Source organism: Catellatospora sichuanensis (assembly GCF_007483665.1).
GTDB lineage: Bacteria > Actinomycetota > Actinomycetes > Mycobacteriales > Micromonosporaceae > Catellatospora > Catellatospora sichuanensis.
The window spans coordinates 307,896-332,859 of record NZ_ML660188.1; the positions used below are offsets into that span (position 1 = coordinate 307,896).

At 71.2% G+C, this 24,964-nt stretch carries 20 protein-coding genes; 10 read left to right on the plus strand and 10 right to left on the minus strand.

Translation table 11 applies throughout. The features are described from left to right. Positions 1–116 precede the first annotated feature (116 nt). Positions 117–1,694, minus strand: a complete 1,578-nt coding sequence (locus tag FLL47_RS10285; protein WP_144120214.1) for an MFS transporter — start codon at positions 1,692–1,694, stop codon at positions 117–119. Positions 1,695–2,063: 369 nt separating this feature from the next. On the opposite strand from FLL47_RS10285, the gene FLL47_RS10290 reads away from it, so the two are divergent. Further along, entirely contained in the window at positions 2,064–7,511 is a 5,448-nt protein-coding gene (locus FLL47_RS10290; RefSeq protein WP_144120215.1) for an ATP-binding protein, read from the plus strand. A gap of 94 nt (positions 7,512–7,605) precedes the next feature. Here the strand turns inward: FLL47_RS10290 and FLL47_RS10295 are convergent, their stop codons facing one another. Then, a complete protein-coding gene (locus tag FLL47_RS10295; protein ID WP_144120216.1) occupies positions 7,606–8,019 on the minus strand; it encodes a MarR family winged helix-turn-helix transcriptional regulator in 414 nt (137 codons plus the stop codon). A gap of 94 nt (positions 8,020–8,113) precedes the next feature. Between FLL47_RS10295 and FLL47_RS10300 the strand changes: the two genes are divergently transcribed. Continuing rightward, complete coding sequence (locus FLL47_RS10300) at positions 8,114–9,901, plus strand: ABC transporter ATP-binding protein (protein ID WP_144120262.1); 1,788 nt, start codon at positions 8,114–8,116, stop codon at positions 9,899–9,901. Next, positions 9,898–10,398, plus strand: coding sequence for a class I SAM-dependent methyltransferase (locus tag FLL47_RS10305; RefSeq protein WP_144120217.1), 501 nt, complete (start codon positions 9,898–9,900; stop codon positions 10,396–10,398). The genes FLL47_RS10300 and FLL47_RS10305 overlap by 4 nt, the downstream gene beginning before the upstream one ends. A gap of 5 nt (positions 10,399–10,403) precedes the next feature. On the opposite strand, the gene FLL47_RS10310 is transcribed toward FLL47_RS10305, so the two are convergent. The 3 genes from FLL47_RS10310 to FLL47_RS10320 all read right to left on the minus strand — a co-directional run bounded on the left by FLL47_RS10310 (position 10,404) and on the right by FLL47_RS10320 (position 14,764). Further along, complete coding sequence (locus tag FLL47_RS10310) at positions 10,404–10,724, minus strand: hypothetical protein (RefSeq protein WP_144120218.1); 321 nt, start codon at positions 10,722–10,724, stop codon at positions 10,404–10,406. Between the two features lie 68 nt (positions 10,725–10,792). Then, positions 10,793–12,667 carry a CASTOR/POLLUX-related putative ion channel gene (locus FLL47_RS10315; RefSeq protein WP_222106023.1) on the minus strand — a complete coding sequence of 625 codons (1,875 nt, stop codon included), beginning with the start codon at positions 12,665–12,667 and terminating at the stop codon, positions 10,793–10,795. Between the two features lie 153 nt (positions 12,668–12,820). Beyond that, positions 12,821–14,764 carry an MFS transporter gene (locus tag FLL47_RS10320; protein ID WP_246157750.1) on the minus strand — a complete coding sequence of 648 codons (1,944 nt, stop codon included), beginning with the start codon at positions 14,762–14,764 and terminating at the stop codon, positions 12,821–12,823. Positions 14,765–14,914: 150 nt separating this feature from the next. On the opposite strand from FLL47_RS10320, the gene FLL47_RS10325 reads away from it, so the two are divergent. Continuing rightward, positions 14,915–15,553 carry a TetR/AcrR family transcriptional regulator gene (locus FLL47_RS10325; protein ID WP_186315636.1) on the plus strand — a complete coding sequence of 213 codons (639 nt, stop codon included), beginning with the start codon at positions 14,915–14,917 and terminating at the stop codon, positions 15,551–15,553. Then, on the plus strand, positions 15,550–16,581 hold the full coding sequence (locus tag FLL47_RS10330) for a zinc-dependent alcohol dehydrogenase (protein WP_246157751.1): 1,032 nt from the start codon (positions 15,550–15,552) through the stop codon (positions 16,579–16,581). The genes FLL47_RS10325 and FLL47_RS10330 overlap by 4 nt, the downstream gene beginning before the upstream one ends. Before the next feature lie 96 nt (positions 16,582–16,677). Here the strand turns inward: FLL47_RS10330 and FLL47_RS10335 are convergent, their stop codons facing one another. Continuing rightward, positions 16,678–18,357: a glucuronyl esterase domain-containing protein gene (locus FLL47_RS10335; RefSeq protein WP_144120219.1), complete on the minus strand. Its 1,680-nt coding sequence runs from the start codon at positions 18,355–18,357 to the stop codon at positions 16,678–16,680. 779 nt (positions 18,358–19,136) lie between these two features. Further along, entirely contained in the window at positions 19,137–19,454 is a 318-nt protein-coding gene (locus tag FLL47_RS10340; RefSeq protein ID WP_246157753.1) for a hypothetical protein, read from the minus strand. Positions 19,455–19,721: 267 nt separating this feature from the next. Here FLL47_RS10340 and FLL47_RS10345 point away from each other — a divergent pair, with 267 nt between their 5' ends. Next, a complete protein-coding gene (locus tag FLL47_RS10345; protein WP_144120220.1) occupies positions 19,722–20,102 on the plus strand; it encodes a DUF2255 family protein in 381 nt (126 codons plus the stop codon). Between the two features lie 69 nt (positions 20,103–20,171). On the opposite strand, the gene FLL47_RS10350 is transcribed toward FLL47_RS10345, so the two are convergent. Then, complete coding sequence (locus FLL47_RS10350; RefSeq protein WP_222106024.1) at positions 20,172–20,726, minus strand: NUDIX domain-containing protein; 555 nt, start codon at positions 20,724–20,726, stop codon at positions 20,172–20,174. A gap of 210 nt (positions 20,727–20,936) precedes the next feature. Beyond that, positions 20,937–21,248: an STAS domain-containing protein gene (locus FLL47_RS42785; protein ID WP_186315637.1), complete on the minus strand. Its 312-nt coding sequence runs from the start codon at positions 21,246–21,248 to the stop codon at positions 20,937–20,939. On the opposite strand from FLL47_RS42785, the gene FLL47_RS10360 reads away from it, so the two are divergent. From FLL47_RS10360 to FLL47_RS10375, 4 genes are all read left to right on the plus strand, one after another. Continuing rightward, positions 21,238–22,146 (plus strand): protein phosphatase 2C domain-containing protein, encoded by a 909-nt coding sequence (locus FLL47_RS10360; protein ID WP_246157755.1) that lies wholly within the window; start codon positions 21,238–21,240, stop codon positions 22,144–22,146. The genes FLL47_RS42785 and FLL47_RS10360 overlap by 11 nt on opposite strands. A 90-nt stretch (positions 22,147–22,236) precedes the next feature. Further along, positions 22,237–23,073 carry a PHP domain-containing protein gene (locus FLL47_RS10365; protein WP_144120223.1) on the plus strand — a complete coding sequence of 279 codons (837 nt, stop codon included), beginning with the start codon at positions 22,237–22,239 and terminating at the stop codon, positions 23,071–23,073. A 61-nt stretch (positions 23,074–23,134) separates the two neighbouring features. Next, complete coding sequence (locus FLL47_RS10370; protein WP_144120224.1) at positions 23,135–23,752, plus strand: hypothetical protein; 618 nt, start codon at positions 23,135–23,137, stop codon at positions 23,750–23,752. A gap of 49 nt (positions 23,753–23,801) precedes the next feature. Further along, complete coding sequence (locus FLL47_RS10375) at positions 23,802–24,725, plus strand: NAD-dependent epimerase/dehydratase family protein (RefSeq protein WP_144120225.1); 924 nt, start codon at positions 23,802–23,804, stop codon at positions 24,723–24,725. A 17-nt stretch (positions 24,726–24,742) separates the two neighbouring features. On the opposite strand, the gene FLL47_RS10380 is transcribed toward FLL47_RS10375, so the two are convergent. Further along, the coding region (locus tag FLL47_RS10380; RefSeq protein ID WP_342780314.1) for a VOC family protein at positions 24,743–24,964 on the minus strand (222 nt) is incomplete at its 5' end.

Here is a 24,964-nt window from a genome sequence, read left to right on the forward strand (position 1 = left end):
GCCCCGATGCCCTGGCTTGCGGGTTTTGCCCCGACGCCGTCTGATCCCCGGTGACTCTCGCCGTGGCATCGACCCCCGCGACTTCACTGATGCCGTCGGACGCGGCGGCTTTGCGGCTACCCGCCCGAGTCCGTCGCGGCGTACTCGTCGAGCAGCCGCTGCTCCTCGGCCATGGCCGGGAAGAAGAAGAACACGACAGTCGCACCGATCAGGACCGCGACGATGCCCGCGAGGTAGGCCCACTGGTCGCCCTGCAGGAACGCCGCTTTCGCGCCCGCGATGATCTGCTCGGAGTACTGCGGGTACTGCTCGGCGGTCGTGGCCGCGCTGGAGAACGACTTCGTGAGCTGCGTCTGCACGTTCGCGGTGATCGTCGGGTTGGGCGGGGCGGCACTGACTGCGGCCGCGGCGGCGCTGGCGTACCCGGCGGTCAGCAGCGCCCCGAAGATCGACTGCATGACCGCGCCGCCGAGGTCGCGCTGCAGGTCGGCCGTACCCGAGGCCATGCCTGCGCGGGTCACCGGGACCGAGCCGGTCAGCGAGTGGGAGGCGGGCGTGCCCGCGAAGCCGACTCCGGCGCCGATGAGGGCGTAGCCGAGCCCGACCTTCCAGTAGTCGATGCCCTCCTTCCACAGCAGAAGCATCGTCAGGAACCCGAGCAGGACGAAGACGTATCCGGTCAGCAGGGTGAACCTGGCGCCGTGCGACTCGACCAGCTTCGCCGACCGGGGCGCGATGATCACCATCAGCAGCGCCGCGGGCAGGATCGCCAGGCCGGCCTGCACGGTCGAGTAGCCGAGCACGTTCTGCAGGAACTGCTGGCCGATGAACATCGCGCCCATCAGCGACCCGAACACGATGATGCCCGCGCACGCGGCGACCCAGAACACCCGCCGTGAGGCGATGCCCAGGTCGTAGAGCGGGTTCGCGGCCCGGCGCTCACGCAGCACGAACCCGACGACCGCCGCCAGCGCGAGCACGGACAGTCCTGCGACCAGGGCGCCCGAGTTCGGCACCGGCGCGAAGTTGATCGCCAGGATCGCCGCGCCGACCAGGACGATCGACAGGATGCCGCCGAGGTTGTCGACCGGATCGGTGGTCTCGTTCACGTGCGCAGGCACCAGCATGATGGCCATGACCAGCGCTATCGCCGCCAGTGGCAGCGTGATCAGGAAGACCGAGCCCCACCAGAAGCGCTCCAGCGCGAAACCCGCGGCCAGCGGTCCCAGCGAGGCGATGGCACCGCCGGTCGCCGACCAGAGCGCGATGGAGCGGGTGCGGGCGGGTCCCGACCACAGCGCGGCGATGAGCGCCAGCGTGGTCGGGTAGGCCATGCCCGCGGACAGGCCGCCGAGCAGGCGGGCGACGATCAGGACGGTGTCCGACGGCGCGTACGCAGCGAGCAGGCACGCAGGTACCGACAGCAGGATGCCGAGGACGAGCATCATCTTGCGCCCGTACCGGTCCCCGAGCGCGCCCAGGTAGATCACCGAGCAGGCCAGGCCGAGCGAGTACGCGACCGCGATGAGGTTGAGCGCCGTCTGCGACGAGTCGAACGCCCGGCCGATGTCGGGCAGTGCCACGTTGGCGACGGCCAGGTTCAGGTTGGCCACCGCCGCGACCATGATCAGCGCCGCTAGCACCAGTCCTGGACGCGCCGGTGCCGCCGACCGCCGATCAGGCGTTGAGGTCATTGTCCGGACACTCCCCCACGTTTCGATCAGGCTATCGGGTGTCGCGACCCCCATGAGTAAATTGCATGATTGGAGCGGTTTCAGGCGTCTAAAGGTGGAAACTGACCACGAAGGCTAAGATCCCGTGAACCGGCGAGACCGACCCGACCCCCGCACACGAGCGGCTGCGCGCCAGCACGCCGACGATCTTGTCAATAAATGCGGTCTAATGTCCGTTTACGCTCCAGCTCAATTTGTGGGATCCCTACAAAACTCGCTGTCGCCTACTGAGGCGTACAGCGGTTTCCTACTCGCCAGTAGCTGGAAGGGTTGTTGACGGGGACCCGCCCTGAAGGGGTCCCGAGTTCAGTCATTGGGAAGGCTTGATCGGTGTTCAGTCGCATCGCCATCGTCAACCGGGGAGAGGCCGCCATGCGGCTCATCCACGCAGTCCGCGAGATCAACGCCGAGAGCGGTGCGCCACCGATCGAGACCATCGCCCTCTACACCGAGGCGGAACGCACCGCCACCTTCGTCCGGGAGGCCGACGACAGCTACTGTCTCGGCCCCGCGTCGGCGCGGCCTTACCTGGACCACGCCGTGCTGGAACGCGCGCTGGTCGAGATGCAGGTCGACGCGGCATGGGTGGGCTGGGGCTTCGTCGCCGAGGACCCGGCGTTCGCCGAACTCTGCGAGAAGATCGGCGTCACCTTCATCGGCCCGAGCGCGGAAGCGATGCGCAAGCTCGGTGACAAGATCGGCTCGAAGCTGATCGCCGAAGAAGTCGGCGTGCCCGTGGCGCCGTGGAGCCGGGGCGCGGTGGAGAGCCTGGAGGCGGCCACCCGCTCGGCGGCCGAGATCGGCTACCCGCTGATGCTCAAGGCCACCGCCGGCGGTGGCGGCCGCGGCATCCGGGTCGTGCGCAGCGACGAGGAGCTGGCCGACGCCTACGAGCGCACCAGCCTGGAGGCCAAGCGCGCCTTCGGCAGCGGCATCGTGTTCCTGGAGCGCCTGGTCACCGGCGCCCGGCACGTCGAGGTCCAGGTCATCGCCGACGGCCAGGGCACCGCGTGGGCGCTGGGCGTGCGCGACTGCTCCGTGCAGCGACGCAACCAGAAGGTCATCGAGGAGTCCGCCTCACCCGTGCTCGCCCCCGCGCAGGTGGCCGAGCTGAAGTCGGCGGCCGAGCGGCTGGCGCTGGCGGTGGACTACCGCGGCGCGGGCACCGTCGAGTTCCTCTACCACCCGGGCGAGAAGCTGTTCGCCTTCCTCGAGGTCAACACCCGGCTGCAGGTCGAGCACCCGATCACCGAGGCGACCACCGACTTCGACCTGGTCAAGGCACAGATCCACGTCGCCTCGGGCGGTCGGCTGGGCGAGCTGATCCCGACCGAGGTCGGGCACGCGGTGGAGGCCCGGCTCAACGCCGAGGACCCCGACCGCGACTTCGCCCCGTCGCCCGGCCGGATCGAGCGGCTGACGCTGCCCGCCGGTCCCGGCGTCCGGGTGGACACCGGTGTCAGCGAGGGCGACGTGATCCCCGCCGACTTCGACTCGATGATCGCCAAGATCATCGCTTTCGGCCGGACCCGCGAGGAGGCGCTCGGTCGCCTGCGTCGTGCGGTCGCCGACACCACCGTGATCATCGAGGGCGGCGCCACCAACAAGAGCTTCCTGCTCGACCTGCTCGACCAGCCCGAGGTGATCGACGGCAGCGCCGACACCGGCTGGATCGACCGGGTCCGCGCGCAGGGCCGCCTGGTCTCCACCAAGCACTCCGGCATCGCGCTGGCCGCGGCCGCCATCGAGGCGTACGAGGACGAGGCGCTGGTCGAGCAGCAGCGGCTGCTGTCCACCGCGCACGGCGGCCGCCCGCAGGTCCAGCACAAGAGCGGCCGGCCGATCGACCTCAAGCTGCGTGGCGCCGCCTACCGGGTGTCCGTCGCGCAGATCGGGCCGCACCGCTTCCGGGTCGGCATCGGTGAAGCCCCGACCATCGACGTCGAACTGGACCGCTTCGACGAGCACACCGGCCGGGTGCTGGTCAACGGCCGCCGGTTCCGGCTGGTCACCGACACGCACGGCCCGATCCACCTGGTCGAGGTGGACGGTGTCACACACCGGGTCAGCCGCGACGAGGGCGGCGTGCTGCGCTCCCCCGCACCCGCGCTGGTCGTGGCGACCCCGGTCCAGGTGGGCGACGAGGTCGAGGCAGGCGCGCCGGTGCTCGTCCTGGAGAGCATGAAGATGGAGACCGTGCTGCGCGCACCGGTCAAGTCGAAGCTGCGCGAATGCCTGGTCTCCGTCGGCAGCCAGGTCGAGTCCGGCGCGCCGCTGATGCGCCTGGAGCCGATCGGCGACGACACCGAGGCGGCCGCCGAGACCGAGGCCGTGGACCTGGAACTGCCGCCCGAGCCGGACGGCCTGACCGCCGAGGCCCGGGTCGCGCGCGGCCTCGGCGACCTGCGCAGCCTGCTGCTCGGCTATGACCTCGACCCCCGCGACGAGCGCCGGGCGCTGTCGACATACCTGGCCGGGCGGGCCGAGCTGGGCCGCGCGCCGATCGAGGGCGAGGTCGGGCTGCTGCAGGTGTTCGCCGACCTGTCCGAGCTCAGCCGCAACCGGCCGGCCGGCGAGGAGACCCAGGCCGACACCCGGGTGCACAGCCCCCGCGAGTTCTTCCACGCCTACCTGCAGAGCCTCGACGTCGACCGGGCCGGGCTGCCCGACGCCTTCCGCCAGCGGCTGGCCCGGGTGCTCGCGCACTACGGCGTCGACGGCTTCGACCGCACGCCCGCGCTGGAAGAGGCCGTTTTCCGGATCTTCCTGGCGCAGCAGCGGTCCTCGGCCGACGTCGCGGTGATCGTGTCGCTGCTGCAGCGCTGGCTGACCGAGCCGGTGCCCGGCGAGGGCGTGCGCGAGCTGGTCGGCCAGGCGCTGGAGCACCTGATCTGGGCGACCCAGGTCCGCTTCCCGGTCGTCGGCGACCTCGCCCGCAGCATCGTGTTCCGCTGGGCCGCGCAGCCGATGCTGCGCCGCAAGCGCGCCGAGGTGTACAACGAGGTCCGCGACCACCTGCGCCACCTCGACCGCGACCCGCAGGCGGCCGACCGCGACGAGCGCATCGCGAAGATGGTCGCCTCGCCCGAGCCGCTGGTGCGGCTGCTCGCGCAGCGCATCGGCCGGCCGGGCGCCGACAACGGACCGATGCTGGAGGTGCTCAGCCGCCGCTACTACGGCAACCGCGGCGTCAGCGACACCCGCTGCGTCGAGGTGGCCGGGCACACGTTCTTCACCGCGGCGTACGACCACGACGGCGAGCGCTTCCGGCTGATCTCGACGGCGACCGACTTCGCCGAGCTGCCCGCCGCCCTGGGCAAGACCGCCGGACTCGTCGACGGGGCGTCCTTCGCCGACGTCTACCTGACGTGGGCCGACCAGCCCGACGCGGACACCATGGCCACCACCCTGCGCGAGGTGCTCGACCGCGCCGGGCTGCTGGACGTGCTCCAGCGGGTCACGGTGTCGGTGGCCGGGCCGACCGGCGCCGCCATGCACCACCACTTCACCTTCCGGCCGGGACAGGGCGAGGACCGGGTCATCCGCGGGCTGCACCCGCAGATCGCCGAGCGCCTGCAGCTGCCGCGGCTGCGCAACTTCGACCTGACCCGCCTGCCGTCGATCGACGAAGAGGTCTACCTCTTCCGCTGCGTCGCACCGGACAACCCGGCCGACGAGCGCCTGGCGGCGATGGCGCAGGTCCGCGACCTGACCCCGCTACGCGACGCCGAGGGCCGGGTGCTGGCGCTGCCCGCCCTGGAGGGCATGCTGGACGGCTGTCTGGACGCGATCCGCAAGGTCCAGGCGCGGCGTCCGGCCAAGAAGCGGCTCGACACCAACCGGATCACCCTGTACGTCTGGCCGTCGAGCGAGCTGACCGTCGAGGAACTCAACGCGGTCATCCAGCGCGTGCTGCCGCGTACGGCCGGGGCGGGCCTGGAGCAGGTGCTGGTGCTGGGCCGTCAGCGCGACGCGCTCACCGGCGAGGTGGGCGACGTCGCGGTCGAGGTGTCCTTCGACGCGGGCATGCGGATGTCGGTCACCGAGCCGACGACGGAGCCGATCGAGCCGCTGGACGACTACCGGCAGAAGGTGCTGTCGGCACGCCGCCGCGGCACGACCTACCCGTACGAGCTGACCGGCCTGCTGGCCGGCCGCAACGGCACGTTCACCGAGTACGACCTCGACGACACGGGCGAGCTGGCCCCGGTGGAGCGGCCCAAGGGGCGCAACAAGGCGGGCATCGTCGCCGGTGTGGTCAGCACACCGACCGAGCGCTATCCCGAGGGCGTCACCCGGGTGGTGCTGCTCGGCGACCCGACCAAGGCGCTGGGTGCGCTGTCCGAGCCGGAGTGCGCGCGGATCATCGCGGCGCTGAACCTGGCCGAGCGCATGCGTGTGCCGCTCGACTGGTTCGCGCTGTCGGCCGGGGCCCGGATCTCGATGGATTCCGGCACCGAGAACATGGACTGGGTGGCCGCGGCCCTGAAGCGGATCGTGGAGTTCACCCAGGACGGCGGCGAGATCAACATCGTGGTCGCGGGCATCACGGTCGGCGCCCAGCCGTACTGGAACGCCGAGGCCACCATGCTGATGCACACCAAGGGCATCCTGGTGATGACCCCGGACTCGGCGATGGTGCTGACCGGCAAGCAGTCGCTGGACTTCTCCGGCGGTGTGTCCGCCGAGGACAACTTCGGCATCGGCGGCTACGACCGGGTGATGGGCCCCAACGGCCAGGCCCAGTACTGGGCCCCGGACCTGCGCGCCGCGCAGGGCGTGCTGATGGCGCACCACGACCACACCTACATCGCGCCCGGTGAGGCCGGCCCGCGCCGGGCGGCCACCACCGATCCGGCCGACCGTGACATCTCCTCCTTCCCGCACTCGGTGCCGGACAGCGACTTCACGACCGTCGGGCAGATCTTCTCCAAGGAGCACAACCCCGACCGCAAGAAGCCGTTCGACATCCGCACCCTGATGCGCGCGCTGGCCGACCAGGACCACACGATCCTGGAGCGCTGGGCGGGCATGGCCGACGCCGAGACGACGGTCGTGCAGGACGTGCACCTGGGCGGCATCCCGGTGTGCCTGCTGGGCATCGAGTCCCGCTCGGTGCCGCGGCGCGGGTTCCCGCCCACCGACGGCCCCGACACCTACACCGCGGGCACGCTGTTCCCGCAGTCGTCGAAGAAGGCCGCGCGGGCGATCAACGCCGCGAGCGGCAACCGTCCGCTGGTCGTGCTGGCGAACCTGTCCGGGTTCGACGGCTCGCCGGAGTCGATGCGCAAGCTGCAGCTGGAGTACGGCGCGGAGATCGGCCGGGCGATCGTGAACTTCCGCGGCCCGATCGTGTTCTGCGTGATCTCCCGGTATCACGGCGGCGCGTTCGTGGTGTTCTCCAAGGCGCTCAACCCGAACATGACCGTGCTCGCCCTGGAGGGCTCGTTCGCCTCGGTGCTCGGCGGTGCGCCGGCGGCGGCCGTGGTGTTCGCCGGTGACGTCAACGCGCGTACCGCCAAGGACCCGCGGGTGGCCGACCTGGAGACCCGTATCACGACCGCGACCGGCGGCGAGAAGGCGGCGCTGGTCGGGCAGCTGCTCGACGTGCGGGCCTCGGTCCGGGCGGAGAAGCTGAGCGAGGTGGCCGCCGAGTTCGACGGCGTGCACAGCATCCAGCGCGCCGTGCAGGTCGGCTCGGTGGACGCGATCATCAAGCCGGAAGAGCTGCGGCCGCAGATCATCGCGGCGGTGGAGCGCGGTCTCGCGGCCGCGTAACACCCCAACGGACCGGAAGCCGGTCAGCGTGCCAGATGACGGCACGCTGACCGGCTTCTTTCGCAGCACAGGCGCAAGCCCTTGCTTGGGCCGGCTAGGTGAGTTTGCGCAGGATGTTGCCGAGCTGAGTGCGGTCGTCCGGATCAAGGGCGCTGAAGAAGCGGTCGGCCTCGGCGCGTCTGGCCACCTCGATCGCCTGGGCGGTGTCGCGACCCGGACCGGTGAGCGCCACCAGCGTCGCCCGGCGGTCGGCGGGGTCGGCGCGGCGCTCGACCAGGCCACGGGCCTGCAGGTCGTCGACGACCTCGGTGGCCGAGCGGGGGGCGATGCGCAGCTGCTCGGCCAGCTCGTTGAGGCGCAGCGCCTCCTGGCGGCCGAGCACGTTCAGCGCCCGCGACTGCGACGGGGTGATCTGCCAGGGGGCCAGCGCGTCCTTGGTGAGGTGCCGCAGGCGGCGGGCGACTGCCCAGAAGGCCTCCGACAGGCCCGCTTCCTCGTGCTCGTCCACGGGAATACGGTACCAGCGATTGCGGTTGTAACCTCATGTTGAGGTAACCTCAGCATTCGCACACGGAAGGAACCACCCGTTGGACAGCCCACCCATGGAACGAGGAGGCCGCCGCGGCGGCCCGCACACCGTGACCGCCGAGGAGAAGGCGCAGGCCCGCGAGGTCTCGCTGCGCCGCATCGGCAGCCTGTTCACCGCCCACCGCGGGCAGCTCGCCGTGGTCACCGCGATCATCGTGGCCTCGTCCGTGATCGCCATGGCCGCACCGTTCCTGCTGCGCGAGGTCATCGACGTAGCGCTCCCCCGGGCCGACCTGACCCTGCTGGTCTGGCTGGTGCTCGGCATGGTCGCCGTCGCCGCGCTGACCTCGGCGCTCGGCGTGGTGCAGACCTGGATCTCCACCACCGTCGGGCAGCAGATCATGCACCGGCTGCGCACCGACGTCTTCGCCCACCTGCACCGACAGTCGATCGCCTTCTTCACCCGCACCCGCACCGGCGAGGTGCAGTCACGCATCACCAACGACATCGGCGGTATGCAGTCCGTGGTCACCTCGACCGCGACCTCCATCGCCTCGAACCTGACCACCACCGTCGCGACCGCCGTGGCCATGGCCGCGCTGTCCTGGCGGCTGTCGCTGGTCTCGCTGGTCGTGGTGCCCCCGGCCGTCTACCTGACCCGCCGGGTCGCCCGCATGCGCCGCACGATCACCGCGCAGCGCCAGCGTGAACTGGCCGACCTCAACGTCACGATCGACGAGGGACTGTCGATCAGCGGCGTCCAGCTGAGCAAGACCACCGGCACCGGCCCCGCACTGGTCGAACGCTTCACCGCGTCGTCGGGCCGCCTCATCGAACTGGAGCTGCGCTCCGAGCTGGCCGGGCGCTGGCGGATGGCCTCGATGAGCGTCCTCTTCGCCGCCATCCCCGCGGTCATCTACCTCACCGCGGGCCTGCCTGCGACCGCCGGCACGCTGAGCATCGGCACCCTGGTCGCCTTCACCGCGCTGCAGGCCAACCTGTTCCGGCCGCTGATGGGCCTGCTCAACGTCGGCGTCTCGCTGACCAGCTCACTGGCCCTGTTCGCGCGCATCTTCGAATACCTCGACCTGCCGGTCGACGTCGACGACCCGGCACACCCGGTCGAGCTCGACCCCGCCCGCGTCGCCGGCCACCTGCGCCTGCAGGACGTCACCTTCGCCTACCCAGGCAGCGGCACCGCCGCCGTGGCGGGCGTCAGCCTCGACGTGCCCGCCGGCACGTCACTGGCCCTGGTCGGCGAGACGGGCTCGGGCAAGAGCACCATCGCGGCGCTGATCTCCCGGCTCTACGACCCCTCCGCCGGCCGGATCACCGTCGACGGCGTCGACCTGCGCGACCTGCGGCTGGCCGACCTGGCCGGCATCGTCGGCGTCGTCAGCCAGGAGACCTACCTGCTGCACACGACGATCAGGGAGAACCTGCGCTACGTCAAACCCGGCGCCACCGACGCCGAGATCGAGCAGGCGGCCCGCGCCGCGCAGATCCACGACCTGATCGTCGGCCTGCCCGACGGCTACGACACCGTCGTGGGCTCGCGCGGACACCGCTTCTCCGGCGGCGAGAAGCAGCGCCTGGCCATCGCCCGTACGCTGCTGCGCGACCCGCGCATCCTGGTGCTGGACGAGGCCACCAGCGCCCTGGACACCCAGACCGAACGGGCCGTGCAGCGCGCCCTCGACGAGCTGAGCCGCGGGCGCACCACGATCACCATCGCGCACCGGATGTCGACCGTGCGCGACGCCGACCAGATCGCCGTTCTCGACCACGGCCGCATCCTCGAATCCGGCTCGCACCGCAACCTCGTCGAGGTCGGCGGCCGGTACGCGGCACTGGCCGCATGACCCGCCACCGCTTCCACGGCGACGAGACCCGCTTCGACGTGCTCGCCGAGTTCGTGACCGCCCGGTTCCCGCAGGCCCGCTACGTCGCCGACGTGGCCGGCGGCCAGGGCATGCTGACCCGGCTGCTGCGCAAGCGGTTCGGCCTGGAGGCCGAGGTCGTCGACCCCCGCGGCTGGACGCTCAAAGGCGTCCCCGCCCGGGCCGAGCCCTACCTGGCCACGCTGGCCGACTACTACGACCTGGTCGTGGGCCTGCACCCGGACGAGGCGCTGCGCGAGGTGGTGGACTCGGCGCTGGTCCGTCCCGTGCTAGTCGTGCCCTGCTGCAACTTCTGGGACCGCGACCGCAAACTGGGCCGCGACGAACTGCTCGCCGCGATCACCGCGCACCATCGCGCCCTCGGCGGCCAGGCCGAACACATCGAACTCGGCTTCCGCGGCCCGAAGAACCACGCGTTGATCCTGATGCCGCCGGGAGAACCGGGGCGGCACAGCTGACGTCGCTATCGGCGGCGTCGTCGGGCCAGGTACAGATAGAGCAGGGTCACGCCGGTGATCAGCACCGCGACGCCCAGCGCGATGGCGACCATGATGATGCCCGACAGGACCGCCATACCCTCCAGCTCGCCCTTCAGCAGGGCGACCACCACGAACCCGGTGACCACGACCGTCAGCAGCCAGGCGACCCCGGACAATCCGATCAGGACCTTGCCGAGCAGCCCGACCCGTCGGGTGGCTGCCGAGGGGCCCGTCGGCGGCTGCGTTCCGGTGGGCGCGCCGGTGGGCTGAGCCGGTTGCCGATACTGCGGCGCTGAGTCTGACATGGGCGGCAGCGTAACGCTTTGCGACAAGGGCCGTGGCGGCCGCGGCCACGACCCTGCGGACACGCGACTCAGTCCGTGGCGATCACGATCACGCTGTCGGCGGCCTCCAGCCGGACCAGGCGGGACCGGCGCGGGTTGAGCACGACCCCGTAGCACGGCGGCTGGTCGGCGTCGTCGCGGCAGCGGTAGCCGATCGCCGACTCGCCCCGCCGCCGGGCCGACTCCACCACCGTCGCGTAGGTGACCTCCGCGCCGGGCTGCACGTAGTCACCCGCCGGCTTGAGGTGGATCTCCGCGCCGGACGCGTCGAACAGGTCGGCGAACACCTCGTACAGGTGCCGGTTCTCGGCCAGCTGCGTCATCAGCAGGCTGATCAGCCGGGCCGAGACCACGAAGTCGTCGGCCTTGGTGACCTGGGCGACCTCGCGGTTGCCGTCGTCGTTCATCTCGGTGACGATCGAGTACGGCTCGCCGAGGTTGACCTCGATGTCGCGCAGGTGCAGCAGGGTGACCAGGGTGCGGTCGTCGGCGCGGTCGGGCTCGGCGGCATCGTCCGACATGACGATGATGTTCTGGTAGCCGCCCAGCTCCATGCCCTCCAGGTCACGGCGGCTGGTCGGCTGGCACCGCTTGTAGCCGACGGTGAGGTTCGCCCGGTCGGCCGCGACGGCTTCCTCCGGCAGCTGCGGGGCCGCCACGTCGAGGGCCGAGCCCGGCTCGGCGAAGCGGTCCAGCAGGTCCAGCACCCGGTCGGCGCGCGAGTTCCAGCCGACCATCAGGGTCCGGTCCGGCGCCCGCTTGCTGTCGGGCACCAGCACGATCGCGTCGGCGTGCACCCGGGACGGGGTCGCGGCCAGTTCGATCAGCAGGTCGTCCTCGGCGATGAGGATGACCTCGTCGCCGTCGGTCAGGACGGTGTCCATCGGCGGGTTGACCGCGATGGCCCCGTCGGCGCGGCGCAGCCCGATCGGCGCGCCCGCCTCGAACGCGCCGAGGATGTCGCCGTACGCCCGTCCGGCCAGCGATGGCTCGGCTCTGATGTAGATCTCGTTGCCGGCGAAGTCGAGCAGGTCGGTGCAGACCGTCGACAGGCCCGACTGCCGGTGTGACTGCACGACCATGCGTACGGCGATGTCGTCGGCGTCGACGATCAGCGCGTGCCGTCCGGCGGCGAGCTTCGCCGCGGCGACGTTGGCCGACTCCTGCACCGCGGCGACCACGTGCGGCCGCGCCGGAGGCCAGGGGCGGTTGTTGAGCAGCAGCAGCACCTTGATGACGTCGATGTCGGGATCGTCGCCGGTCGGCGACAGCACCATCACCGCCCGGGCGGTGTCGAGGCTCACCAGGTCGAGGTCGGTGCGCTTGAGCGGGCTGCCGGACCGGCACACCACCCGGGTGCGGCCGGTGTCGCCGACCCTGGCGCGGATCTGGTCCTCCATCTCGACCTTGTCCCGGTCGGCGAGCACGACCACGCTGCTGCGGCGGGAACTGCGGTTGGCCGCGGCCAGCTCGGCCACGACGGTGAAGACCTGATCGGACCAGCCCAGCACCACGATGTGGCCCTGGGCGATGACCGGCGACCGGCCCTTGCGCAGGTTGGTGATGGAGTCGTTGAGGCCGGTGGTGAGCACGCCGATCAGCGAACTGACGAGGAAGATGCCGCCGATGGTGACAAGCAGCATCAGCGCGAGGTACACCAGCCCGCCGTCGTCGGCGCCCATGGTGCCCGGGTCCAGGGTGCGCAGCACACTGCGCCACAGCACGGCCGTCCAGCCGCCGTCCCTGCTGGTCTCCTTCGACGCGAGCAGGGCCGAGAGTCCGGTCACGACACTGATCAGGGTCAGCGACGCCAGACCCAGCCAGCCGATGAGCGCGGGGGTGCCTCGGTCCATCGTGCCGTCGAACCAGACGCGTACGCGTCGCCGCACTCCCAGCCGCACCACTGAGTTGCCTCCCACCGCCGCCGTCGCTGGCAGCCGACCGAATGTCCAATTGGCTTGCACATCCTAGGAGCGCCCGCTCGTGTGCCCGCAGGCCGCCACCCGACGGGGCGATCCCGCCGCATGCCTTCCAGGCAGGCTGCCGTCCCGACCTGCTCAGGGAAGCTGATCACGCACCGTCTGGCGGGCCGCGCGGCCGTACCGGACGCCGTACTCGTCGCCCAGCCGGGCCGACACGGCGTTCCACCGGTCCAGTTCCGCCAGCACGAAGGCCCACTCGGCAGCCGACAGGGCCACGGAGACCGCTTCCTCGTCGCCCGGCCAATCGCCGTCAGGTGTCTGCGGAGTCCAGCCGGCGACCTGCCGCCAGCCGGCTCTCCGGATGCGCTCACCGGTCGGCACGAGCCCGTCGGGATCACCGTCGTCCGCGGCGATCGACACAGTGTTGTCGATGGTGGCGTCGACGACGCGCCAGAGCCGGGTCGTCATGCGAACCGCGATGTCGGAGGTGCCCCTCATCCCGGCACCGTAGCGAAGGTGCATGACCTTTTTCGGCACGCCTCGGCTTGGGCAAGGTGCCGGTCCGGGGTGCAGGTGGGGCAGGTGCAGCTCGGCGGGCTCGGGCGGGAGGTCAGCGACCCCGGTGGCCACGGCCTGCTCGTGGCGGCGGTGCGCCGAGGGCAGGGCGAGCGTGGCGGCGAGGGCCAGCACGGCGACGCCCGCGCAGACCCAGAACCCGGTGCTGAACGCCGCGTCGGTGGGCAGACCCTGCGGGGTGCTGTTCGACGTGATGACGGCGGCGACGACGGCCGCGCCGATGCTGCTGCCGATGGTCCGGGCGATGGTGTTGACGCTGGTGGCCTCACCGGTCTGGGTGGCCGGCACACTCTCGATGATGGCGTTGGACATGGCCGCGAAGGCCAGGCCGATGCCCGCGCCGACCAGCAGCCCGGAAACGATGACCTGCCACTCCACGTTGTGCACCATGGCGGGCAGGGCGAACCCGGCGACGACCGCGATCGCGCCGAGGAACATCGGCAGCTTCGGTCCGAACTTGCGCACCAGCAGACCGGCCAGCGGGCCGAACAGCACCATCGACACGACGGTGGGCAGCAGGAACAGGCCCGCCTCGGACACCGACTTGCCGTAGCCGTAGCCGGTTGCGGCGGGCAGTTGCAGCAGGGTCGGCACGAGCAGGAACGAGCCGAACATGGCGAAGCCGAGGATCAGGGCGACGAGGTCGGTGGCCCATACGCCGCGGATCTTCATGAGGCGCATGTCGACGAGCGGCTCGCCGACCCGCAGCTCGACCACCACGAACAGGATCATGGTGACCACGCCGACGGCGAGCAGGCCGATCGTGTTCGCCGAGGCCCAGCCCCAGGACTGGCCCTTGCTGATGGCCAGCAGCAGGGAAACCAGCGAGATCGACAGGATGGCCGTGCCGAGCAGGTCGAGCTTGCCGGGCTTGCGCACCGGCGACTCCCGCATGCCGAAGATCGCACCGAGCAGCGCGATGACGACGAGCACCAGGGGCAGCCAGAACAGCCAGTGCCAGGACAGGTGCTCGACGATCGGGCCGGCGGCCACGATGCCGACGCCCGCGCCGACGCCGAAGATCGCCGACAGCAGGCCGACCGTGGCGCTGACCTTCTCCCGGGCGAGCTCGTCGCGGACCATGCCGATCGACAGCGGCATGATGGCGCCCGCCGCGCCCTGCAGGGCCCGCGCGACGATCAGTACGGCCAGGTTCGGGGCCAGGGCGGCGAGCAGGGTGCCCAGCGCGAGGACGGCGAGCACGGCGATGAGGACGCGGCGCTTGCCGACCATGTCGCCGAGGCGGCCGAGGATGGGCGTCAGCACCGACGCCGAGAGCAGGTATGCGGTGAGGATCCAGCTCGCGCTGGCGGTGGTGACGTTCAGGTCGCGCGCGATGGTGGACATCGCCGGGGCGACCAGTGACTGCAGCACCGCGAAGGCCAGGCCGCCCAATGCCAGGTACAGCACCAGCATGCTGCCGTTGGTACGACGGCCGTCCGGTGCACCCGGCTCGTCCCCGGTGACGCCGGCGCTGCCCGGCCCCACGATGGTCTGGGTCATGAAACGCCCCCTGGGCATGTTGTAAACATCTGCTGACTTGCCGAGTATTACCCGCCGTCCCGGCGGTCAACAGTTGTTTACATCACTTGTAAGCAGTTGTTTACGTCACGTTCCCGGGCCGCTATCCTGGTTCGGGAGCGAGAGGAATCCATGGCGACGAGCAGTCTGCGCACCTCCACCGCTGGCGAAAACCCGTCCGGGCCACGCCGCCGTGACTCGGCCGGCACCCGGCAGCTGCTGCTGGACGCCGCCCGCCGCCGCTTCGCCGCCGACGGATACACCGGCACCACCGTGCGCGACATCGCCGACGAGGCCGGCGTGAACGTCGCGCTCATCAGCCGCTACTTCACGTCCAAGGAAGGCCTGTTCGAGGCCTGCCTGGCCGGCGCGGTCGACGAGCTCAGCCACGCGGTGGCCCAGGACGTGACGCTCGACCGGCTGCCACATGTCATCGCCGAGCAGCTCGCCGGGACCGGCCTCGGCAGCCGGCCGAACCAGTTCCTGCTGTTGCTGCGCTCCTCCGGCGACGAGCGGGCCGATCAGATCCGGCGCAACACCGTGCGGTCCTTCGCCGAGCGCCTGGCCTCGGCAGCGGGCTGGCGGCCCGGCCACCCCGACGGCGACCGGCTCATGCTCAGGGCGCAGATGGCGCTGGCCACCAGCTTCGGGATCGTCCTGCTGCGCTCCTCGACCGGCCTGGAACCCCTCTCCTCGGCCGGCCCGCAGGACCTGGTCGCGCCACTGCAGGACGTCATCGACGGGCTGCTGCGCGATCACGGACCGCGGTGAGCGCCCCGACGATGCGCGCGGCGGTGCTCACCGCGCCGGGCGAGTGCTCGGTGCAGGAGGTGCCCGCCCCGCGAGCGGCCGCGGGCGAGGTCGTCGTGGACGTCGAACGGGTCGGCGTCTGCGGCACCGACGTCGAGTTCTTCACCGGCGAGATGGCCTACCTGCACGACGGGCACGCCCGGTTCCCGATGCGGCTGGGCCACGAATGGGCCGGTGTCGTACGCGCCGTGGGCGCCGGCGTGGACCCGGTCTGGCTCGGCCGGCGCGTCATGGGCGACACGATGCTCGGCGACGGCACGTGCCGACGCTGCGCGCGCGGGCACCAGCACGTGTGCGCGCACCGGCAGGAGGTCGGCATCCGCGGCGGCCGTCCCGGTGCCCTGGCCGAGCAGGTGGCCGTGCCGGTCACGTCGCTGCACGAGCTGCCCGGCGGGGTCGATCCGATCCTCGGGGCGCTCGTCGAACCGGGCGGCAACGCCCTGCGCGCAGCACAGGCCGCTGCGCTGGTGCCGGGCGACCGGGTGCTCATCCTCGGGCCCGGCACCATCGGCCTGCTCACGGCGATGTTCGCCCGCGCCGCCGGCGCCGAGGTGCACCTCATGGGCCAGACCGACGAGTCGCTGGCCTTCGCCCGCTCCCTCGGCTTCACCGGCGCCTGGACCGAGCAGCACCTGCCCGATCTCCCCTTCGACGCGGTCATCGACGCCACCAACGCCGCGTACATACCGGCGAAAGCGCTCGACCTCGTCGAACCAGCCGGCCGTGTCGTCTACATCGGCCTGGCCGGCACCGCCAGCAATATCGACACCCGTCGGCTGGCACTCAAGGACGTCACCGCGGTCGGAGTCCTGTCCGCCTCGCCCGGACTCGCCGCGACGATCGCGGCGTATGCGGCGGGACGGGTCGACCCGCGGCCACTCGTCGCCGCCACGGTCGGCCTCGACCAGGTCGGCGCTGTGCTCGCCGGCCGGCGCATTCCCGGCGCCGGCCCCGGACCCAAGTTCCACATCGACCCGCGGGTGCACTGACAGCGGTAGCGGAATGCGCGGGTCCGGCGCGGGCGTCCCGGTTGTCGCAGTCGGCCGGGTGGGACCGGACGGATCCGGCCCCACCCGGCCGCGTGCTCACGACGCGGTGCAGGTGTATCCGGTCGGCAGCTGGGTGTTGCCGCTGGGCCGGCTGACCTGGTAGCCGAAGTTGGCCACCGAGCCACCGGGCGAAATGGTGCCGTTGAAGGCCACGTTCCGGGCGGTCACGGTCTGGCCGCTGGCCGTCACGGTGGCGTTCCAAGAGCCGGTGATGGTGTGTCCGGCCGGCAGGGTGAACGTCAGCGTCCAGCCGTTGATCGTCGACGTGCCGTTGTTGGTGACCGCGACGGGCTGGATGACGTAACCGGTGGCCCACTGGGTCTGCACGGTTCCGGTCGCCGAGCAGCCTCCGGGCGGGGGCGGCGACACGCTCGGCGACGGCGGAGCGCTGGGCGAGGGCGGCGTACTCGGTGACGGCGGGGCACTCGGCGAGGGCGGCGTGCTCGGCGAGGGCGGTGCGCTCGGGGACGGCGGCGTGCTCGGGCCGTCGGTCAGCGTGGGGGTCTGCCAGTCCCGCCACTCGGCGAGGTTGCCTGCCGCCCGACTCGAGATCCTGATCGCGCCCGGGGCGTTGCCGGTCTTCAGCAGGTACTTCTGGATGTTCTGCTGCAGCGGCGTGGACCATTCCGGCCGGTTGGCGCAGTGGCTGCCGTTCTGGATGTCGGACCAGTAGGTGATGTTCTCCCCCGCGCCGATGGCCTTGTAGACCTCCGCCCCGCCCAGCGCCGCCACGCTGGCGGATTTGGGCCCCAGGTTGACGATGTGCGGGTTGTCCATGATGAACAGACCGCGCGGCGCCACCATGGCCACCATCTGGTGGGTGTCCACCGGCAGCGTGTTCGGGCTGCCGGTGAAGGAGCCGAACGCGTCGCCCAGCCACGGCTGCTCACCGTAGGCGCTGCTCAGGCTCTGCGCGCCTTCGCCGGGAATCCCCCGGAAGATCGGCACTCCGGCACTGCCCGACTCGATCGGCATGGTCAGTGCGATGCGCTGGTCGAACGCACCGACGACGAAGGCCCCCTTGCCGAATCGCGAGCAGCCGGTGACGCCCATCGCGTCCGCCTTGAGGATGCTGCCGCCCGACTGCGCGATGACGTCGATGATCCGGCTGACGCCCCACGACCAGGCCATCAGCAGCCCTGTGCTGCTGGTGGCGCCGTAAATGGTGTAGAACGCGCCCTGCTTGTTGGTGCGGGGCGTGCCCTCCCTGCCGACCGCGTACGGGTCGTAGTTGATGACGGCGGCACCGGCGGCCCGGATGGCGGCGGTGTCCGCGCCGAACCCGCCCAGCACGACGACGGCCGGGAAGGGCCCGGATCCGCTGGGCAACTGGACGCCGGCCGAGAAGCTGGAGCTCCTGCCGTTGTGCGTCACGTTCACCGTGATGTTGGTGCCCGAGACCGTTCCGGTGACGCTCGCCGGCTTGGCGGGCTTCTCGCCGTAGACGTACCGCTCCGCCAGCTTCTTGATCTCCTCGCGGCGGCACCGCCAGTCGGACTTGGCGGTGATGCGCGTGCCGTCCAGCTTCTTGAACGGATCGGGGAGTTTGGCGTTGGCGGTCAGCGTGCCGGGCAGCGTCACGGGGCAGTCGGCGCCCTCGTCCTCGACGGCCGCGGCGAGCGCGGCGGCTTCGGCGGGCGCGGTCGTCGCCACCACCGTCACCGCGCCGGCGACTGCGAGCGCCGTCACCGTCAGTGCGACGACCGTCGAACGCATCGTCGAACGGCCCGTACCGGCGGCCGCCGCGGGCCTCCTTCCGATTCGGACGATGGAAGCGACGACCGCGATCGCCGATCTTCTCCTTGGGACAGTCCGCATGCGGGCTCCTCCTTGCCGCTTGGGGGCGGTTTCGCTCGGCGACACGGGTCGGCCTGGTCACGTCGTGGATGCGGCGCCGGCTCTCGAAGGACCGGAGGGCGTTCGCCGCAGGGAGTCGGAATCGACGTCACATCGGAACCTGCCCGTGAGCGCGCTCACGTCTATCGATGGATACGCTCCCACAACATTTCGGCGTTTTCAAGGGAAGGTTTCAACGAAATTCCGGAAACGTTTCTATCGACGCGTGGCGAGGGTCGGAGCCCGCGGCTGTCGCCCCTGCACCGACCCGGACTGGACAAGCAGCGATCCGAAAACGCGACCGGCGTGCCACAGGTCAGAATGAGCTGCTCCTCGGCAGACCGACGAAGAGCGCGATCGACGGTGTACACCACCCCGGCCGCCGTGCGACAACCGCCGGCGCTCCCCTAGGCGTCTTCGAAAGTTTCGGATGCGCTCCGAAACATATCGGCATGGACGATGACGCCGGGTCCATCACGGAGGGTGGTGCAGCATTCGTCCGTCTCCTGGACGGCGACCGCAGGCACGGTGGACCAGCACGCGCCGTGAATCCGGCCCTGGGCAGCATGCGGCACCGGCCGCTTACCGCCGCGCGTCGATCGACCCACGCAGCTGTCTGAGCAGATGCCGAGCTGACGGCCTCGCTGCTCGCCGGGGCGTCAGCCGACCCGCGGAAGCCTCACGCGGGCCGACAGCGTCAACTGGTGGAGGCTTTCGGCGACGTCCGGCCTGGCACGCAGCACGTCTTCGAGCCTGACCCGCCACTTGCCCCCTTCGACGTCGCGCGCATTGACGCGCGGCGAAGAAACGACCTCGTTTCGGGTGGCGAGCAGCTCGCGCCGGTAGGACGGCCCGAGCAGGACCGCGAGCTGATCCCCGTACCACGCGAACAGGCCGGCGTCGGCACCTGACATGTCGACGAGAATCCTCGCCGCGTCGAAGGCGACTCTCGGTTGGTGTCGCACACTGCTGTCCACGTGGGCTCCCCTCGGCTCTGCCGAATCCGACCCTCGGATAATCCTGGACGTGGATACGACGCGCAAGACCCCCAACGGCCGACTGCGGCCGCTTGCGCGAACGGCCTGGCCGGACGACCTCTCACGACGCGGCCCAGGCACGTAGCGTCGAAGTGGTGCACGGGGGAACCGCCCCGCCGCCGAGGTCGTGCTGAGCCGTATCGACGAGATCGTGCCGCGGGGTCACTGACCGACCCCGCCTCGATCGCAGACAGGGAGGCCGCTTCGATGACCACCACCTGGACAAACGAGGAACTAGACCGCATCGGCGCCGCCGACGAGCTGGACATCGCGGCCCGGCGACGGGACGGCACGCTGCGCACACCGACCACGATCTGGGTGGTACGCAGCGGTGACGACCTGTACGTCCGGTCCTACCGCGGCCCCGAGGGCCGCTGGTACCGAGCGGCGAAGGCGAGGCACGAAGGGCACATCCGTGCCGCCGGCATCGACAAGGACGTCGCCTTCGTCGCCGAGCCCGATCCCGGCGTCAACACCCGGATCGACGACGCCTACCGGACCAAGTACAGCGGTTACGGGGCGCAGTACGTCGATCCGATGACGGCCGCGCCCGCGCGGACCACGACGACCCGCATCGTCCCACGCTGACCGGCTCCACACCCGACCACCGCAGCGAGCACTCTCCTGGAGACCTGCGGGTCAGTGTCACGGCCTGGCTCAAGGCGTCGGCGGATGGCCGGACTCCAGGTAGGTTCCGGCCGACGCCTGGGTGAGGCAGGCGCGGATGCGCTGTGCCAGCCTTGCCACCATGACCGTGTCGAGGTCGGCCGCGGCGACGAACCGCCAGCCGCTGATCTCGCCACCCGGTTCCAGCCGGATGCCCCCGGTATCGGTTTCGGTGAGCTCACCGCCGTCGAAGACGAACGTCAGGGCGCCGTCCCAGTGCGGTCGTGGCGGCGTCCAGTCGACGCAAAGCAGGTCACCGACAGGCAGGTCGATCCCGAGTTCCTCGAGGACCTCCCGGCGGCAGGCCTGCCGCGGCGACTCGCCGGGCTCCAGCGCCCCGCCCGGTATCTCCGCGGTGTCCTTGTACGACGGCTGGACGACCAGCACGTGACCCTGCCGGTCCCGGTACAGCGCACCCGCGGCGACCCGCACCCGGGTGAGGCTTGCGACGTACTGCGGGTCGGGAACCTGGTCGAGGGTGTCGTCGGCTGCCGTCAGGCCAGGGGCGTCCGGCGGTTCGGCGGTCGGGGGCCGGGATGTGTTCACGGAGTCAGGCAAGGGACTTGGCCACTCATACCAGCTCCCCCGGTCGGATCAGAGACGAACGTCGGCCGCTCATCATCCTGCCCCATGCTCGACCCGCCGACCCGCCGACCGGCGCGACCGTGAGCAGCCGCCGGCCACCGGGCTGTGGCAGATCGCCGCGCCTTCCACCTACCCCTACCTGCCGGAACGTCGCCAGCCGTGGCGCAGGTGTCAGCCGATGTCCAGATGGTCGGCCACCCCGGCGACCTGGAAGACACGCAGCACCCACGGCTGGACGTTGACGCACCGCAGCCGCACTCCGCGTTCGCGCGCGTGGTCGTGTGCGCGCACCAGCCCGGCGATGCCCATGGAGTCGAGAAACCCCGTATCGGCGAGGTCGACCTCGACGACGTCGCAACCTGATGTGTCGACCGCCGCACGCAACCAGGCGGCGACCGCTTCGACTTCCGACATGTCGACATCGCCTGCTATCCGCACAGTGCAGACGTCGCCCTCGACGACCGTGGCGTGCGTGACTCGCATCGGTGGCAGCCTCCTCGCGCCGACGCCGAACAGCCTCGTACCCACCGATCGCCGTCGTAAACCGTTAGATTCGACGCCTGAACCTGCAGGAGGGCGGCAGGACATGAGGGTGAGGATGGCAACCGCCACGGCACGGGCCGGCCGGGTGAACGAAGACTTCACGGGCGCCACGCCGACGGCGGCGGTGCTGATCGACGGTGCGGGCATCCCCGGCGGCGAACGGACCTGCCGGCACGGTGTGGCCTGGTACGCCGCCCGCCTGGGCGGCAGCCTCCTCGGCCTGCTGTCGCCGACGCGGGACCGCAGCCTTTCCGCGGTGCTCGCCGAAGCCATCGCGCAGGTGACCGACGAGCACCGGGACACCTGCGACGTCGCCGACCCGATCAGTCCGTCGGCGACCGTGGCCATGCTGCGCCTGTCCGACGGCCTGCTCGAGCACCTGGTGCTAGGCGACGCGGTGCTCGTGCTCGACCGAGCGGACGGTACGCCGCTGGTCGTGCACGATCCCCGCGAGGTGATCATCAGCCGGTCGTACGAGTCGGCGCTCACGGGCATTGCCGAGAACAGCGACGAGTACCGGCGAATCCTGCATGACCTGCGGTCCCGCCGGAACCGGCCAGGGGGCTTCTGGGTGGCCAAGGACGACCCGCGAGCGGCGGCCGAAGCCATCACCGGGGCCTGCCCGGTCGGCGAGCTCAAGGGTGCGGTCCTGCTCAGCAACGGAGCCAGCCGGATCGTGGACCGGTTCCGGCTCGCCGACTGGCCGGAGGTCATGGCCGTTCTGGCGACGAACGGACCCGGCACGATAATCGATCGGGTCCGGCAGGCGGAGGCGCGCCACGCGGTGACGGCCGACGATGCGACGATCGCCCACTGCACCGGACTCGGCGAGGCCTGACCGGCAGCGGCGGGACAGCCGTCAAGGCGGGATTTCGATAAGGTTGCAGGGCGACTGCATGATCGAAGTGCCTGGGGAGCGGTGGAAACGGTGACGTCACCTGCGGACGGCCACGTGCACAGCGAGTGGTCCTGGGATTCCGCGAAGGGCTCGATGGAGGGCTCCTGCGCGCGGGCGGTGGAGCTGGGGCTGCCCGCGATCGCCTTCACCGAGCACCTCGACCACACGGTCTGGACCGTCGACCTCGACGGGCTCGATCCCGGCGGGCATCTGGCGAGCTTGGCCGCGCCGGACGGGCGGCTGACTCCCCCGGCCTTCGACGTCGCGGGATATCTGGAGGCCGTGGAACGGTGTCGCGAGCGGTTTCCGAGCCTGCGGATCCTGAGCGGCCTGGAGGTGGGAGAACCTCACTGGCATGCCGCGGCCGTGGCGGAGGTGCTCGGCGCCGGCCGGTTCGAGCGGGTGCTCGGCTCCGTGCACTGCCTGCCGCACGGGGACGGGTTCGCGGAGCCGCCAGGCCTCTTTCCGCACCGGCAGGCCGCTGACGTCGTACGGGAGTACCTGGCGGAGATCGCCAGGCTGGTCGGCCAGAGTGACGTGTTCTCCGTGCTCGCCCACATCGACTACCCGGTCCGCTACTGGCCGGCGCAGGCCGGTCCGTTCGATGCGCTCGCCTTCGAGGACGAGTACCGGCACGCGCTGCGGGCGCTCGCCGGCAGCGGCCGTGCGCTGGAGGTCAACACCAAGGTGCCGCTGCATCCGGAGGTCGTCGGCTGGTGGCGGCAGGAAGGCGGTCGCGCGGTCACGTTCGGCAGCGACGCCCACGACCCTGTCGGGCTCGCGTTCGGGTTCGGCGAAGCAGCGGCCATGGTCGAGTCGTACGGCTTCCGGCCGGGCCGCCATCCGCACGACTTCTGGACCCGCTGACCGTGCCGCCGAGTGCCGAAACAGCTCGACAGCAGCATCGGCGCCCGGTTCAATCGAGGCCGTGAACGGCTTCGATGCGTGGCTGGCGTACCTGTTCGACCGGCCCGCCGACGACGACTCGTGGGACGGACGTCCCCACGCGTGGCTGGACCGGTATGCCGGCCAGGACACTCCCGTGGCGGCGGCGCAACGGATCCGGGAGCTGTTCGGCAACGCGGGCACCCTGCTGCGGCCGCACTCCGACGACCAGGTCGCCCGGGGTCTGCTCGAGATCGTCGACGGGGGCGAACTGCACGCGCTCTGCTCCCCGCGGGTGCCGGTGGTGCTGCGTACCGGCGGGCTGCGCTCGATCGTGAGGTTGTTCGCCGAGGTCTTCGCCGCGCGGATCGAGGTCGAGCACCCACGGCACCTGCCTAAGCTGCAGCACGCCTGCTTCATGTTCTTCGACATCGCGCCCATCGACCTGGGCGACGACACCGTGCTGGACGTGCTCGAGGACACGCTGGCGCTGCCGTCGGTCCCGTGCCAGCGGTCCGCGTTGCACGGGCTCGGCCACGCATACTGGAAGTCACCGCAGCAGGTACCCGCGATCGTGGACCGCTGGCTGGCCAGGAACCGCCACGCTCCGGCGGAGCTGCGCGACTACGCCGCCGGCGCCCGTGCCGGGCAGGTTATGTGACCCGGGCCCCGCTTGACAGGCGACCAGGTCCGGAGTGGACGATGCGTCGGTGAGAATTCTGGTGGTAGGTGGAACGGGTCTGATCGGCGCCCATGTCGTCGACGTGCTGGGTGAGCTGGGCCATGCCGCGACCACGGTGGCGCGGTCCGCCCGCCCGGGCGTCGACCATGTGCTCGACGTCGCATCGGCGTCGGTCGACGAGCTGCGGGCACTGCTCGCCGGTCACGACGGGGTGGTGCACGCCGCCCGCACGGACGAGCAGCGGGCGCTGCGCAGGCCGATCCATCCGGTGTTCCGCCACGACCTGGTCGAGCCGGTGGTGCGACTGTTCACCGCGGCCCGCGCCGAGGGCCTCACCCGCGGGGTCGTCATGGGCTCGTACTACACGTACTTCGATCGGCTGCATCCGCAGTGGCGCCTCACCGACCGCCACACCTACATCCGATGCCGGGTCGAGCAGGCTCGGGAGGCACGGGCGGCCGCCGGTCCGGACCTGCCGGTCGCGGTGCTCGAACTGCCGTTCGTCTTCGGCCGGGCGGGCGACCGGCTGCCGAACTGGGCCGGGCCGCTCGACAACTGGGCCCGGTCCCGGGCACCGCTCGCCGTCCCCGCCGGCGGGACTGCGGCGACCTCGGCGCGCAGCGTGGCCGAAGTCGCCGTCGGCGCGCTCGAGCAGGCCAGCGGCCAGGACATCCCGGTCGCGGACGAGAACCTGACCTGGCACGACATGATCGCGCGCATCGCGGAGGCGGTGGGCCGGAGCCGCCGGGTCGGTCGCCTGCCCGGCGGCGTCGTCCGGGCCTCCATGCGGTGCGGCGGCGCGCTGCAGGCCCTCGGCCGCAAGGAGTCGGGCATCAACCCGGCCTACTTCGCCGACCTGCTGCTCACTCCGCTGTTCATCGAGCCGGTATCCGGCCGGCCGCTGGACGCGGCACTGCGCGAGACGTTCCCTCGGACGGCGTCGGCAGCCTAGCGCCCGCCCCGCTCAGCTCAGCTCAGCTGCTCGGCCAGCGCGAGGATGATGCCGCTCGGTCCGCGCAGATAGCAGAGCAGGTAGCTGTCCTGGAAGCGCGTCACTTCCCCGACGAGTTCGGCGCCGTGCGGGCGGAGGCGGGCGAGGGTGTCCTCGATGTCGTCGACGGCGAACATGACGCGGTGCAGGCCCAGCGTGTTCGGCGGGGTGATCGCCGGCTCGGGGGTGATCGCCTTCGG